19 protein-coding genes are annotated in these 14,506 nt (G+C 43.9%); 12 read left to right on the top strand and 7 right to left on the bottom strand.

Translation table 11 applies throughout. The features are described from left to right. Positions 1-3 precede the first annotated feature (3 nt). The 7 genes from M9189_RS10990 to M9189_RS10960 are packed head-to-tail and all read right to left on the bottom strand — an operon-like array spanning position 4 to position 4,675. A complete protein-coding gene (locus tag M9189_RS10990) occupies positions 4-531 on the bottom strand; it encodes an NADH-quinone oxidoreductase subunit J family protein (RefSeq protein WP_250723226.1) in 528 nt (175 codons plus the stop codon). After that, positions 528-1,013 (bottom strand): 4Fe-4S binding protein, encoded by a 486-nt coding sequence (locus M9189_RS10985; protein WP_250723224.1) that lies wholly within the window; start codon positions 1,011-1,013, stop codon positions 528-530. Before M9189_RS10985 ends, M9189_RS10990 begins: the two co-directional genes overlap by 4 nt. Before the next feature lie 21 nt (positions 1,014-1,034). Continuing rightward, the gene (gene nuoH / locus M9189_RS10980; RefSeq protein WP_250723223.1) at positions 1,035-2,123 is read right to left on the bottom strand and encodes an NADH-quinone oxidoreductase subunit NuoH; all 1,089 of its coding nucleotides are present in this window, start codon (positions 2,121-2,123) and stop codon (positions 1,035-1,037) included. 23 nt (positions 2,124-2,146) lie between these two features. Next, positions 2,147-3,280, bottom strand: coding sequence for an NADH-quinone oxidoreductase subunit D (locus M9189_RS10975; RefSeq protein ID WP_250723222.1), 1,134 nt, complete (start codon positions 3,278-3,280; stop codon positions 2,147-2,149). 6 nt (positions 3,281-3,286) lie between these two features. After that, a complete protein-coding gene (locus M9189_RS10970) occupies positions 3,287-3,745 on the bottom strand; it encodes an NADH-quinone oxidoreductase subunit C (protein WP_250723221.1) in 459 nt (152 codons plus the stop codon). Positions 3,746-3,773: 28 nt separating this feature from the next. After that, positions 3,774-4,313, bottom strand: coding sequence for an NADH-quinone oxidoreductase subunit B (locus M9189_RS10965; RefSeq protein WP_250723219.1), 540 nt, complete (start codon positions 4,311-4,313; stop codon positions 3,774-3,776). Between the two features lie 11 nt (positions 4,314-4,324). Next, the gene (locus M9189_RS10960) at positions 4,325-4,675 is read right to left on the bottom strand and encodes an NADH-quinone oxidoreductase subunit A (protein ID WP_250723218.1); all 351 of its coding nucleotides are present in this window, start codon (positions 4,673-4,675) and stop codon (positions 4,325-4,327) included. A 247-nt stretch (positions 4,676-4,922) separates the two neighbouring features. On the opposite strand from M9189_RS10960, the gene M9189_RS10955 reads away from it, so the two are divergent. The 12 genes from M9189_RS10955 to M9189_RS10900 all read left to right on the top strand — a co-directional run bounded on the left by M9189_RS10955 (position 4,923) and on the right by M9189_RS10900 (position 14,494). Further along, the gene (locus M9189_RS10955; RefSeq protein ID WP_250723216.1) at positions 4,923-6,146 is read left to right on the top strand and encodes a beta-ketoacyl-[acyl-carrier-protein] synthase family protein; all 1,224 of its coding nucleotides are present in this window, start codon (positions 4,923-4,925) and stop codon (positions 6,144-6,146) included. A 6-nt stretch (positions 6,147-6,152) separates the two neighbouring features. Next, complete coding sequence (locus tag M9189_RS10950) at positions 6,153-6,398, top strand: acyl carrier protein (RefSeq protein WP_250723214.1); 246 nt, start codon at positions 6,153-6,155, stop codon at positions 6,396-6,398. Positions 6,399-6,408: 10 nt separating this feature from the next. Then, positions 6,409-7,320, top strand: coding sequence for an LpxL/LpxP family acyltransferase (locus tag M9189_RS10945; protein ID WP_250723212.1), 912 nt, complete (start codon positions 6,409-6,411; stop codon positions 7,318-7,320). Between the two features lie 32 nt (positions 7,321-7,352). Next, entirely contained in the window at positions 7,353-8,432 is a 1,080-nt protein-coding gene (locus tag M9189_RS10940) for a methyltransferase (protein ID WP_250723210.1), read from the top strand. Between the two features lie 87 nt (positions 8,433-8,519). Continuing rightward, positions 8,520-8,939 carry a hotdog family protein gene (locus M9189_RS10935; RefSeq protein WP_250723209.1) on the top strand — a complete coding sequence of 140 codons (420 nt, stop codon included), beginning with the start codon at positions 8,520-8,522 and terminating at the stop codon, positions 8,937-8,939. Positions 8,940-8,958: 19 nt separating this feature from the next. Then, positions 8,959-9,384 carry an acyl-CoA thioesterase gene (locus M9189_RS10930; RefSeq protein WP_250723207.1) on the top strand — a complete coding sequence of 142 codons (426 nt, stop codon included), beginning with the start codon at positions 8,959-8,961 and terminating at the stop codon, positions 9,382-9,384. An 18-nt stretch (positions 9,385-9,402) separates the two neighbouring features. After that, a complete protein-coding gene (locus M9189_RS10925) occupies positions 9,403-10,674 on the top strand; it encodes a beta-ketoacyl synthase N-terminal-like domain-containing protein (protein WP_250723205.1) in 1,272 nt (423 codons plus the stop codon). A gap of 1 nt (position 10,675) precedes the next feature. Next, entirely contained in the window at positions 10,676-11,227 is a 552-nt protein-coding gene (locus M9189_RS10920; protein ID WP_250723203.1) for a hypothetical protein, read from the top strand. 23 nt (positions 11,228-11,250) lie between these two features. Next, on the top strand, positions 11,251-11,502 hold the full coding sequence (locus M9189_RS10915; RefSeq protein WP_250723202.1) for a phosphopantetheine-binding protein: 252 nt from the start codon (positions 11,251-11,253) through the stop codon (positions 11,500-11,502). A 12-nt stretch (positions 11,503-11,514) separates the two neighbouring features. After that, positions 11,515-12,723, top strand: a complete 1,209-nt coding sequence (locus M9189_RS10910) for a beta-ketoacyl-[acyl-carrier-protein] synthase family protein (RefSeq protein ID WP_250723200.1) — start codon at positions 11,515-11,517, stop codon at positions 12,721-12,723. 3 nt (positions 12,724-12,726) lie between these two features. Then, positions 12,727-13,746, top strand: a complete 1,020-nt coding sequence (locus M9189_RS10905; protein ID WP_250723198.1) for a beta-ketoacyl synthase chain length factor — start codon at positions 12,727-12,729, stop codon at positions 13,744-13,746. Then, the gene (locus M9189_RS10900) at positions 13,709-14,494 is read left to right on the top strand and encodes a polysaccharide deacetylase family protein (RefSeq protein ID WP_250723196.1); all 786 of its coding nucleotides are present in this window, start codon (positions 13,709-13,711) and stop codon (positions 14,492-14,494) included. Before M9189_RS10905 ends, M9189_RS10900 begins: the two co-directional genes overlap by 38 nt. Positions 14,495-14,506 lie beyond the last annotated feature (12 nt).

Genomic DNA, 14,506 nt, shown 5'->3' with positions numbered 1-14,506 from the left:
ACTTTAGTTTTCTTGTTCATTTAGTGGTTTATCCTTTTTAGCTATGATTATAGCTCCAATAAGCACAGCCAGTAATAAAAGACTAATTACCTCGAAGGGGAGGGAGTAGCCATCTCTTCCGGTGCTAATCAGGTGATTGCCTATTGTCTCTATATCCACTTCCATCTTCTCAGCTTCCTTATACTTAAAGTCATGCCCCAGTATCACATAAATGCTTGTCCCAGCTGTCAGCAATGCAAGTCCGAATCCGGTTAATATCTTGGATAATGGGAATGATTTGGATTTATGGTGGATGTGGTGTGTAAGCAGTATAGAGAAAATTATTATAACCATAATACCTCCGGCATAGAGAGCTATCTGAATGGCAGCCATAAATTGATATTCAAGCCATGCATAGGCTCCTGCTGTAGCTAATAGAACAAATAGCAGATAGGTGGCTGATCGCAGAATTCTCCTGCTTAGAACTGTCATTAATGCAAACACCAGAATAACAGCCGAGCATATGATAAATACTATTTCGTGCAAGTTCATGATGCTTTATTTTCTTTTTTTAGTGAAGAGCCTGGGCGATTAAGAACTTTTGTTAGTTTGTTGCGGTCAAAAACTGCAAGCTCAAAATTGTTGCTAAAAGCCAATGCATTTGAAGGGCAGTCCTTAACACACAATCCACAAAAGGTACACATTGAAAGGTGGTAAATATGTTTATCTATAACCCTTATTGCTTTACCTTCTTCGTTTACCTCTTTGCGTGTAATAACCTGGATGGAACCATTAGGACAACTGTTTTCACAAATCCCGCAGCCGGTGCAGCGATGATGGTTCTCATCATCATGAGGCATGATAACTTCACCTTTGGCACGTTTGGGTAGTTTTAGTGTAGCCCTGTTTTCAGGGTATTGTTCCGTTACAATCTCTCCAGGACTTAAAAAGTATCCCGAAGTCAGGCGCATACCCTTTAATAGAGAGCTTACACCTTTGAACAGGTCGGAAAAGTATTTAGTAAAGCCGTTCATATACTATATAATTTCAAATCATTAAAAGTGCCATCCCATCATCACTATTAAGGCTACTATCAATATGTTGAACAGATTGATAGGCAATAGATATTTCCATTCCAAGGTAAGCAACTGGTCGATTCGGATGCGGGGGAAGGTCCATTTGAACAGCATGATAATATAGATCAGGGCAAATGTTTTTCCGAAGAACCAGATAATTGGTGGAATAAAATCCATAACACGGTTAAAGGCTTCAAATCCACCAATATGCAGAGGCATCCAACCGCCAAGGAAGACTGTGGCAGCAAGACCTGCCACAAAAAACATATTCACATATTCAGCAAGGAAGAAAAAAGCGAATTTCATACCTGAATACTCGGTGTGAAACCCTGCTGCAAGTTCAGATTCTGCCTCTGCTATGTCGAAAGGACCACGGTTGATCTCAGCTGTAGAAGCTACTATATAGATAATAAATGCAATAAATGCAGGAATATGTCCTTTGAAAATCCACCATCCGTCGGCCTGGCTCTCTACAATTACAGACAGTTGCATGCTGCCAGTAAACAATACTACAGTAAGCAGGGCCATACCAACTGACAATTCATAACTTACTACCTGGGCTCCGCTTCGCATTGCACCTATCAACGAATACTTACTGTTGCTAGACCATCCGGCTATCAAGATGCCTAATACACTAAGAGAGGTTACTGCCAAAATGTACAAGACACCAATGTTCAGGTCTATTGCATGTAGCCCTTTGGCAAAAGGCAAGGCACCCAGGGCCATAAATGAAGCTACTATAACAATATAGGGCGCAAGGTTAAACAAAAACTTATCTGCCTTGTGAACCATCAAAAGCTCTTTGAGAAGAAGCTTAGTGGCATCTGCAACGGTTTGGAAAAGCCCATAGGGTCCAACCCTGTTTGGACCTACACGGTTTTGTATAAAGGCGCATACCTTACGTTCGATATAGACAAGAGCCAAACCGGTTAAGGCATAAAACGCAAGAAACACTATTCCAACAATCACCAACTCTGTGAATGTAACCCAGCCCGGAGCCATGACTGACGAAAGGCCATCGTGAATTGACTGCGTGAAGGATGTAAAATCGTAAATATTAAAGGACATTGCAGTTCAATGTATTTGTTCAACTATCTGTCAATATCAGGGATTACCAGGTCAAGTGAGCCGAAGATTGCTATTAGGTCTGCTATCTTCGTCCCAACTGCCAGCTTGTCTATTACAAAGAGATTGCTGAAACATGGGGTACGCAGCCTAAATCTTAAGGGGTTTTTCTCACCATCACTGATTATATAAATGCCAAGTTCTCCTTTGGCTGTCTCCACTCTTTGGTAATACTCACCGGCAGGAAGTTTTATTACCGGCTTCATCTTGGCAGTGTGGGGACCATCAGGTATCTGGTCTATCAATTGGTCTATAATCTTCATTGATTCCCACATCTCGTCCATTCGTACCTTGTAGCGGGCAAAGGTGTCACCTTCGGTATAGAGTATTTCCTTAAACTCTACTCTGTCATAGGCACTATATGGTTCATACCTGCGGACATCACATGAAAAGCCAGAACCGCGTCCTGCAGGACCTGTAACTGCATAATCAATAGCCATCTCCTTCGACATGCGTCCAATACCCTGGGTGCGATTTAGGAAAATGACGTTGCCTGTGAGCAGCCTATCGTATTCAGGAAGTTTCTTGCGCAGATAAGCTAGCAGATCCTTTACCCGCTGGGCAAAGTTGGGTTGTATATCATACATCAGACCACCAGGACAGATATAGCTCTGTATTAATCTTCCACCTGTGTTCTCTTCAAAAATGTCGAGGATCTCTTCACGATCACGCATTGCATAGAAGAATGATGTAAGCGCACCCAGATCCATCCCGAATGCAGCCCACCACAGAAGGTGGGATGAAAGTCTTGAAAGCTCTGAAAGTATGGTGCGTACCACCTTGGCGCGTTCGGGAACTTCAACTCCCAAGGCCTTTTCTACACACAAGCTCACTGCTTCATTATTTTGGTGAGCCGACATATAGTCAAGCCTGTCGGTTAGGTGGATGATCTGTTGATAGGTATTGGATTCACACATCTTTTCAATACCACGGTGGATGTATCCACAATGAGGAACAAGATTAACGATTGTCTCACCTTTGATAGTAAGCTCAAACCTGAGAACCCCGTGTGTACTAGGGTGCTGCGGCCCCATGTTGACAACATATTTCTCGTCTTCTCCAATAATTACTTGATGAGGCTCGGAAATGTTTGATGGCATAATCTTCTATTTGCGAATGATATTGATAGGATCTTCAAAGTCTTTACGTAACGGATGACCAACAAAGTCGTCTTCAAGGAAAAGACGCCTGAGGTCCGGGTGGTTGTTAAATTTAATCCCGAATAAATCAAATATCTCACGTTCATAAAAAAGAGCGGCTGACCACAAGTCAGCCACAGAATCCAATACAGGGTTTTCCCTGCTTTCAGTAAAAACCCTGCATACACAGCTGTGACCTAATTCTATAGAACGTAAATGGTACACGACGCCTAATTTTCCATTCAGGTCAATACCAGTCTCACAAAACAGGAAATTGAAACTGCATTGATCGTTGTTTTTCAGGATAGTTAAAACTTCGTGTAAGTGGGTGGGATCCAGATTTATTTCTACAAACTGTCCCCCTTGTATTATCTCTGTGTCTGGAAGTATTTCACTTAACAGAGTCTGAAGAGCTTGATTGTCCATTGATACTCAGAAGTTATAATTTGAACTGTTAAATGAAGTCACGGCGGGTCTTTGTACGTGTATCCTTACCTTCAGCCTTAATTTTACGCTGCAACTGCATTACTCCATAAAGCAAAGCTTCCGGACGTGGAGGGCAGCCCGGTACATAAACATCAACAGGAATAATGTGATCTACACCACGTACTACGGAATATGAGTTACAGTAAAACGGTCCGCCTGAGATGGCACACGAACCCATTGCTATTACCCACTTGGGATCGGCCATCTGATCGTAGAGTCGCTTTAACACAGGTGCCATTTTGTGTACTATGGTACCAGCAACAACAATCAGGTCAGCCTGACGGGGAGAGGGGCGGTACACCTCTATTCCGAAACGGGCAAAGTCAAAACGAGAACCACCAGCTGCCATCATTTCAATACCACAACAACTTGTAGCAAAGGTTAATGGCCAGAGTGAATTGCTCCGTCCCCAATTAATAACTTCATCTAGTGTGGTCATTAATATATTACCACCTGATTTTTCAAAGAGCTCCAATGTGTCATTATCATTGAAGTCTTCCTCTTTCATTGATTTTATATCTATTGCCATTTAAGAGCTCCTTTCTTCCATGCATAAGCTAAACCCAATCCCAAAACCAGAAAGAATATTGATACTTCAACAAAGGCTGTAGGTCCGATGTGACGCATTACGACTCCCCAAGGGAAAAGGAATATAATCTCTACATCGAAAATCAAATAGATCAGGGCATACATGTAATAACCAACGTTAAACTGCATCCATGAGCCACCCTTTACAGGAATACCACATTCATATGCCTCGAATTTTGATTTGTTTTCTGATTTGGGAGACAGTAGTTGGGCGAGACTGACACCAACTCCAACCAAAACAATACCGACAAGGAAAAATAGAATTATTGATTCCAGTACCATAATACCACAATGAGTTTGACAACAAAATAATATTTAAAAAATGTCCTTTCCAACAAGATTTTGTTAAACATTTTTCGCTAATTAGAATTTTTGATGAAAACCGGCAAGGAGTCATTGATGAAATTGTATGCAATTTGAGCCGTATGATTTTCAGTTTCTAAATATTACGCTTCGTTTGCATTATTTGATTTTATTTGTAGTTTTGTCGCTATTTCCAACTGGTTTTTGTTAACCCAAAACTATTCGAGTGAAAAGAGTTGTAATTTCCGGAATTGGAATATACTCAACAATTGGTACCGACATTGAATCTGTAACCAAATCCCTTTATGAGGGGAGGTCTGGAATTGGTATAGATGAGAGGAGAAAGGAATTCGGTTTTAGGTCATGCCTGACCGGTATTCTTGAGAGGCCCAATCTGAAGGGTCATTTGTCACGTCGTGAAAGGGTAGGTCTGCCCGAGCAGGGAGAATATGCCTATGCAGCCACTATGGAAGCCCTTAAGATTGCAGGACTTGATCCGGATTTTTTCAAGGAAAATGAGGCTGGTATCCTTTACGGAAATGACAGTTCTTCAATACCTGTTATCGAAGCAATTGACATAATGCGCGAGAAGCGCGATACTTCACTAATAGGCTCAGGTTCTATTTTCCAGTCGATGAATTCGACTATCAGCATGAACCTGTCTGTAATACTCAAGCTTAGAGGAATAAATCTTACAATAAGTGGGGCCTGTGCAAGTAGTTCTCATGCCATAGGACTTGCATATTTACTTATATCCCACGGTTATCAGGATATGATAATCTGTGGTGGTGGTCAGGAGATAAATGCGGAGTCCATGGGTAGCTTTGACGGACTTGCTGCATTTTCCACATATGAGGATGATCCTCACAAAGCTTCAAGACCTTTTGATAAAACCCGTAATGGTTTGGTCCCATCAGGAGGAGCAGCTACACTTGTAGTTGAAAGCCTGGAGTCAGCAATACGCAGAGGTGCAAAAATCTACGCTGAGATTAAAGGATATGGCTTTTCATCTAATGGAACTCACCTTAGTGTGCCAAGTGTTGAAGGCCCCAGGGAGTCATTGATTCGTGCACTGAAGGCAGCTGATATGAAGCCCTCAGATATTGATTATATCAATGCTCATGCCACATCAACCCCGCTGGGTGACCTGAATGAGGGCAAGGCAATACTTGAAGTTTTTGGAGACAGCAACACTCCGGTTAGTTCTACAAAGTCAATGACCGGTCACGAGATGTGGATGGGAGGAGCAAGTGAAATTATTTATTCAATACTGATGATGGAGAATTCCTTCATCGCACCCAATATCAACTTCAATGAGCCTGACGAGGATCTGGCCAGACTTAATATAGTACCTGAGACACGGGAAACGAAGCTGGACACTGTGTTGTCCAATTCATTCGGATTTGGGGGAACCAACTCAACATTGATAATTACGAAATTCAATAAATAGATATATATGCAAAGGGAAGATATAGCAAGGATCATAAATAGTTTTCTTGCTGAGGAATTTGAAGTTGAAGAGAGCAAGTTGGTGCCCGAAGCTCTCCTTACAGACGATCTTGGTATCGAAAGTCTTGATTTTGTTGATATAGTAGTTATTATTGAGCAGGAATTTGGTTTCAAGGCAACCCGTGATGAGATGGCTAAAGTCAGGACTCTTGAAGATATGTACAATTATATAGAGCAACGCATCAGGCAGTAATAACTCCGGTATGGCAAATTGGTCCGGGAAATCAAGGGGCGGAACCTTTGGCTATAGCTTTTTCATTCTGTTGATCAGGAAGACGAATCTTAGTGTCAGTTATTTTTTTTTGCGTATCGTTGCATTGTATTATTTTCTCTTTGTTCGCAGCAGGAATATCGAGTTTTACTTTCGCAGAATACACAAGTTGGAAGGCTTGAAGTTTTTCATGGCAATATACCAGAATTACAGACTTCTTGGAGAGATCCTGATTGACAAGATTGCCTTTATGGTGAAGAAGAATCCCGGATTTACATTTAATTACGAGGGAGAGGAATATCTGCATCAGATGGCTGCTGCAGGCAAGGGCGGAATGTTGATAGGTGCCCATATGGGCAATTGGGAGCTTGCCGGCAATCTGCTCGATAGAATAGACTGTAAGGTGAATGTTTTGATGCTCGACGTCGAGCATCAAAATATCAGGAATTTATTAGGAAGATACGGAATAGAACGTAAGTTTGAAGTCATCCCCATTCAGGATGATTTTTCACATTTGATAAAGATCAAAGAAGCCCTTGCCCGGAATGAATTTGTAGTGATGCATGGCGACCGCTACGTTGAAGGCAATGATGTGGTCAGCGTGGATTTTTTGGGAGCAAGGGCAAAGTTTCCAGTAGGACCTTTGTATATGGCCTCAAAGTTTGGAGTCCCCGTTTCTTTTGTCTTTACATTAAAAGAAGGAACACGTCGCTATCATTTTTATGCAACTCCTCCGGAGCTATTCCCATATCCATCAAAGTTGAAGCAAAGGCAGGAACAGCTTAAGGCTATGGTCGAGAAGTACGTAGCAAGTCTTGAGAATATATTAAGTAAGTATCCTCATCAGTGGTTCAATTACTTCCCTTTTTGGGAAGAAGAGGTTAAGGCACTTGCCAAATCATAGAAGAAATCTATTACCTAATTAGATAAGAGCTCATGAAGCAGAATTACGATTCAGACGAGAAAACAGCCTTGCAGGCCAAGTATGATGCCCAGAAGATAGCCTTTGGGCCCATTATGTTTCAAGCCGCTAAGGCTCTACGCGACCTGGGGATACTTGAACTTATAAAAAGTCGTCGCAAGGAAGGAATAACAATGGATGAGATAGCTTCACAGCTGAATCTGTCGGTCTATGGTGTCAAGGTCCTCCTAGAAGCAGGATTGAGCCTTGAGATGGTTAGGGTAGAGGATGATAAGTATATCCTGACCAAGACCGGGTGGTATATTCTTAGTGATGAGTTGACCAGAGTCAATATGGATTTTGTTCATGATGTCAACTATCTTGGGATGTTTAGTCTCACCGAGTCTATCAAGACCGGAAAGCCTACAGGCCTTAAGGTGTTTGGTGAATGGGAGACTATCTATGAAGGTCTTTCTCAACTACCTGAACACGTACAAAAGAGCTGGTTTGCTTTCGACCATTTTTACTCTGACTATGCCTTCCCTGAAATTTTGCCAAAGGTGCTGGGTAATGGAGTTAAGAGGGTGTTGGACGTAGGTGGAAACACGGGGAAATTTGCAATGATTTGCTGCCGGTTTAACCCTGATATCAACGTTACAATACTTGACCACCCGGGTCAACTCGAGAAGGCGTATGTTAATGCCCGTGCTGCAGGTTTTGCAGACAGGATCTCAGGTGTAGCCATCAACCTGCTAGACCACAGCAAACCCTTTCCCAAAGGTCCTGATGTAATCTGGATGAGCCAGTTTCTCGACTGCTTCTCTCAGGAAGACATACTCCAGCTTCTGCTTCGTGCCAAGGCATCTCTTGAAGGGACAGGTGGTTCTTTGTATATTATGGAGACTTACTGGGACAGACAGAAGTTTGAGGCATCCACTTACAGCCTGCATGCAACCTCTTTGTATTTTACAAATATGGCTAACGGTTGCAGCCAGATGTATCACTCGGAAGATATGCTTAAGTTGATTGAGAGGGCTGGGCTTTATGTAGCTGAAGAAATAGATGATATTGGTGTAAGTCACACCCTGTTTAAATGTAAAGTAAAGAACAACTAAGCTATTAATAGCAAAATAATCTGTAGTTTGATTCACGGGTAGCGCCCATGAGTGCCGGTTTCAGACTTTTGTTGTTAGGTACAGTAAATGGAACTTACGCAAATAGATATAAGGAAGCTGATACCTCAGCGGGAACCCATGATAATGGTGGGGAGAGTTATTGATGCAGGTGAGGGTACTGTAACTACCGCACTTGAGATTAAGGCAGACAACCTGTTTTGCAGTGATGGAAAGCTTTCGGAAGAAGGACTGGTTGAAAATATTGCCCAGAGCGCAGCTGCTATGAGTGGCTTGGTTTCGCTTAGGGATGGAACACCGGTCAAGAGGGGCTTTATAGGGAGCGTACGTGGACTTAAGGTCAGCAAACGGCCTCCTGTGGGTTGTGAGATTAACACGACAGTGGAACTGATCGGTAAGGTGATGAATGTCGACTTGATCAGGGGTGTCGTCAGGCATGAAGGTAAGCTAATTGCCGAATGCGAAATGAGGATTTTCCTTGAAGAATAAATAGAGGAGGAGCAGTAAAGTGGGTGATAAAAAACTGGTAAACCGAATAGAGGTCAGGGTTCGCTTTAGCGAAGTGGACTCAATGGCAGTGGTATGGCATGGCAACTATGTCAAATTCCTGGAGGATGGTCGTGAGGCCTTCGGAAGGGAACATGGTGCCGGCTACCATGAGATCTATGCCAACGGTTACCTTACTCCCATTGTTAAAATGGAGCTTAATTATCTTAAGCCGGCAGTCTTTGGTGATGTTTTGGTAGTTGAGACAAGCTATGTCAACACAGAAGCTGCAAAGCTGGTTTTTGACTACAAGATATTCAGGTCATCGGATGGCGAATTGCTGGCAAAGGCTCGCACGGTACAGGTCTTTACTGACCTTGAGGGGCGTATGGAGCTTGCAAATCCTCCATTTTATCATGAGTGGAAGAAAAAGAACGGATTGATATAGAGTTTAAGAAGCAGAGTAATGTCGATTTTGGTTAAGGCAACGAATATTGTATCGCCACTGGGCTTCAGTACTGAAGAAAACTTCAGTAAAATACTGGCAGGCAATAGTGGGGTAAAACTGAGGGATAGAAAGGATTTGTCTCCACAGCCGCTGCATTTGGCGCTGATAGATGAAAATAGCCTCAATAGTGCTTTTGCTTCTGTAGTAGGTGAGGACAAGGGATATACCCGTTTTGAAAAGATAGGACTTCTTAGCCTTAGTTACCTGTTACACGATAAAGACATAGATCTTGCATCTGCTGATACCCTCTTTATACTTTCAACTACCAAGGGCAATATAGAATTACTTGAGCCAGCGGCAACAGCCGGTCAGGCTAAGGGAGATCAAGCTGCTGCCTGTGCTAAGATAGAGGACATAGTGCAGAAGGGAGGGATTGATAATCGTGATAATCATGCTGCTACAGATAAGGGTCCGGTTGTGACAACCTGTGCTGATAAGACCATCTCACAGTATCCTGAAAGGTTGCACCTGTGGCATACGGCTCAGCTGTTTGCCAATCACTTTGGTTTTACAACTAAGCCCCTGGTGATTTCAAACGCATGTATCTCAGGTTTGGCAGCTATGGTGCTTGCCACCAGGATGATTAAGGCCGGACTGTATCGCAGGGCTGTGATACTTGGTGCAGATGCTATCTCCCGTTTTATAGTTTCCGGTTTTCAGTCCTTTATGTCGCTTAGTGCAAGTGGCTGTATGCCCTTTGATGCAAGACGGGACGGACTAAACCTTGGAGAAGGGGCAGCTTCAATCCTTCTTGAAGCCGGAGATGCAATGGAGGGAGATATCGAATTGGTACGAGGTGCTATGCATAATGATGCAAACCATATCTCAGGTCCTTCCCGAACCGGTGAGGGCTTGTTCCTTGCTATCCGTGATGCCCTTGAGGGGGCAAGGCCGGATCTTATTTCTGCCCATGGCACTGCGACTCCCTATAATGATAATATGGAGTCGATAGCCGTCAGCAGATCTGGACTAAACGATGTGCCAGTCAACAGCCTTAAAGGCTATTTCGGACATACCCTGGGTGCTGCCGGACTGCTCGAAGCCATTATTAGCATTGAGTCAATGAAAGCCGGTGTGGGTATCGGTACAAGGGGCTTTGAGGAATATGGGGTAAGTGAACAGATAAATGTAATAAGGGATAATTTCAAACACGAGATAAATTCAGTGCTTAAACTTGCTTCCGGTTTCGGCGGAAGCAATGCAGCCGTGTTGATAAGAAAAAACGTTTAAGTTGGAAACTGTCAGATATCTAAGTATAAAGGATAATGCCGTGCTATGTGACGGTAAGGAGGTGCTTTACCTGCCGGGTGAGGACTTTCCTTCCTTTGCCAAAACATTATACAAGGAAAGCGGGGCCGAATATCCCAAGTTTTACAAGATGTCGGATATGTGTAAACTGGGCTTTCTGGCTGCAGAATTCCTACTTAAAGATCTTGATGAGGTGAAGGTTGCCGATCCAGATCAAAAGGCTTTGGTACTGGGATGCAGGGCTTCGTCCCTGCATGCCGACATTGAGTATAGCCGTACTATGAACGATATTCCCAGTCCTGCACTTTTTGTCTATACCTTAGCCAATATTGTAAGTGGTGAGATTGCTATTCGTCATTGTTTCAGGGGCGAGGAACTAATGCTTGTGCAGGATGGTCCTGAGAGCAGGGAACATGAGAATTATTTAAAGGTATTAATGGCCGAGGGCAAAACCAAGTTTTGTATCAGCGGTTTTGTGGATTACGACGAGAATGGCAAGTATATAGCTGAGCTCAGTCTGATAAAGAAAAAATAACCGAACACAAAAGATATATTAGTATGGATTTACGTGAAAAGTTGAAGGGGGAGTTGATTGAGCAACTTAATCTTGAAGATATAACACCGGCTGACATTGATTCGTCTGCACCATTGTTTGGTGAGGGACTGGGACTTGATTCTATTGATGCACTTGAGATTATCGTGCTGCTTGAGAAGGAGTATGGTATCAAGATCAGCAATCCTGCCGACGGTAAGGATGCCATGCAGTCGATTGACAGTCTGGCTGCGTTTATCGAAAAGAACAGGAAATAATAAACAATGAGCATGCAGGGAGCTAATAGTGAAAAGATCCTGATAAGCGGTATAGGGCTTATCTCGGCAATAGGCAGCAATGTGCAGGAGTGCCTTGAGGCACTCAGCAGCGGCAGAACCGGGATTGGTCGTGCGCAGTTTCTGCAGACCAGGCACAAGGATGAGTTCATGCTTGGTGAGGTTAAGCTGAGCAACGAGCAACTGTTCGACATTCTGGCTATCAGCGAAGAGGACAGGATCAGGCATACACGCACCTCCCTGCTGGCCCTTAGTGCTGGGCGCGAAGCTCTGCTTGATGCTGGTTTTAAGCCGGGTGACTTTGGTGGGCGACGTATCGGAATTATCTCAGCCACCACCGTAGGGGGGATGGATAAGAGCGAAAATAGCTATCCTACCAGAGACTTAGCATCTGGCTTTGTACAAACACACCCCTCAGGTGATTCAACTGATAAGCTTGGCGAGTATCTTGGAATTGATGCTTACCGCAGTACCTTGTCAACCGCATGCTCTTCTGCTGCCAATGCTATAATGCATGGTGCTAGGCTGATACACCACGGCTACCTGGATGCAGTACTTGTGGGTGGCGTTGATCCCTTGTCCCGTTTTACCCTCAATGGGTTCAACGCCCTGATGATACTTGACAGGGAATGGTGCTGTCCCTTTGATCAAAACCGCAGGGGGCTCAACCTTGGTGAGGGAGCCGGTTTTATTGTTATAGAAAAGGAAAGTTCTGTAAAGGAAAGAGCTGCTAAGAGCTATTGCAGCCTTGCCGGATATGCCAATGCCAATGATGCTTATCATCAGACGGCTTCCTCGCCGGACGGCGAAGGAGCCTTTATGTCTATGAGCAAGGCCCTTGAAATGAGCGGACTTAGGCCCGATGAGATAGACTATATCAACGTACATGGTACAGGTACCTCAAATAATGACCTTTCCGAAGGTCTTGCCCTGAAGCGGGTCTTTGGCGATACGCTACCTCCCTTCAGTTCAACGAAAGCATTTACAGGTCACACCCTTGGCGCTGCGGCGGGTGTTGAAGCAGTGATTTCAATACTTGCAATCGAGCATGGACTGATCTTTCCCAACCTCAACTTCAGCGAGCCAATAGTTGAATTTGGTGTGGCTCCTGTTACCAAGTTGATAAGCAGGCCTGTAAGGACTGTATTGTCCAACTCCTTCGGCTTTGGAGGTAATAATTCAACCCTTGTTTTTTCAAGATAAGCTATGGCAGTCTATATACTTTCTTCAGAAGCTATTTCATGCCAGGATACTTTTGGCAGCGAGGGGATGCCCGACTGTAGTGTGCAGCAACCCACTGAAAGTGTTCTCAGAGCCCAGACCCCCGATTACAAGCAGTATATTGATGCCCGCCTGATAAGGCGAATGAGTTCGTTGCTCCGAATGGGCGTTGCCACTGCCTCTGCATGTCTGAAACGTGCCGGTGTTGAAAAGCCAGATTCCATAGTGGTTGGTACCGGACTGGGGTGTATGGATGATACAGTAAGGTTTCTCGACCTGCTCATCGAAAACGATGAGCAGATGCTTAATCCCACGCCCTTTATTCAATCAACCCACAACACTATTGCAGGGCAGATAGCCCTGATGCTTGGTTGTAGAGGACATAATCTTACTTTCTCACAAAAAAACCTCTCCTTTGCATCCTCACTACTTGAGTCAGCTATGCTTATCGAGGATGGAGAGGCAGGCCTGGTGCTGACCGGAGCTGTTGATGAACTTAATGATACAGCATTTACCCTGATGCAGGAAGCAGATTGTGCTGATAATGAAATTTTCTATTCTGAAGGAGCATCCTTCTTCCTTCTAAGTAAAGATCCCAATGGGGCTTTGGCAAAGTTGGACGATATTGAGGTGTTCAGCAAGGCAGGTAGCAGAGATGAGCTGATAGCCAGACTGGATGCATTCCTGAAGCGCAACCAACTGACAAAAGACAATATTGACTTGCTCGTGTCGGGTAGAACAGGTGATGCATCTGTAAATAGCTGGTATAAAGTAAGTGAGGAGTATTTTGCAGAGGCTTCCCTGCTTTATTATAAAAAGCTTTGCGGGGAGTATATGAGTGCAGCGGGATTTGCTATGTTTATGGCTCACAGGGCTATAATCACCGGACAAGTTCCGGCTTCTGTCCTTGCAAGGAAAGTGGAAGGAAGGGATATAAAGAATGTTTTGATATTTAGCTACAACAAGAATGCCGAATTTTCGCTTATTCTCCTCAGGAAGGTCTAACAGACTACTGATCCTCACGGTCTTTGTTGCCGGGATGCTGCTGCTCTTTGCAGCAGATCTGGGTCCTCAGGCCAGGCTGATTAGTGGGGTAGTGTGGGCCAGCCTTTTGCTTTTTCTGCTGGTTTGGGCTTCAGCAAGTATAGCATCAGGAGTCTATGTAGAGGTAGTGACCTGCAACAGGGAGAAAAGGGATATGGTAGCCCTGACCTTCGATGACGGGCCATGTGAGACGAGCGTAGAGATTATCGACCTGCTTGAGAAATATAATGCAAAAGCAAGTTTTTTTCTAATCGGTAGCCGGATTACTGGTAAGGAGGCAATAGTTAGGAGAATGATCAGAGAAGGGCATCTTGTAGGTCATCATTCCTGGTCACACAGTAGCAGTTTCCCTCTTATGAGTCCGCAAATTATAAGAGAGGATATACTGACAGCAAGGTCTGTGCTTGAGAACGTCTCAGGAATTAAGCATCCATGGTTTCGTCCACCTTTTGGTGTCACCAACCCTATGATTGCTGCTGCTTTGAAAGGGCTGAACCTGAAAATTGCCGGATGGAGTATAAGGTCCTTCGATACAAAAAATGAGAACGCAGAGCTTGTGCTCAAAAGGATAGTAAAGAAACTGAAAGGTGGAGATATAGTGTTATTGCATGATACTTCGGCAAACATAGTTCCACTTTTGGAGAGCTTATTGCAGTATCTTAAGAAAAAGGGCTACAGATGCGTTAATCTAGACACCCTTGTTTCATAACTAAATAAAATA

The organism is Xiashengella succiniciproducens (genome assembly GCF_023674465.1).
Lineage (GTDB): Bacteria > Bacteroidota > Bacteroidia > Bacteroidales > Marinilabiliaceae > Geofilum > Geofilum succiniciproducens.
This window is presented reverse-complemented; position numbering and strand designations above follow the sequence as displayed.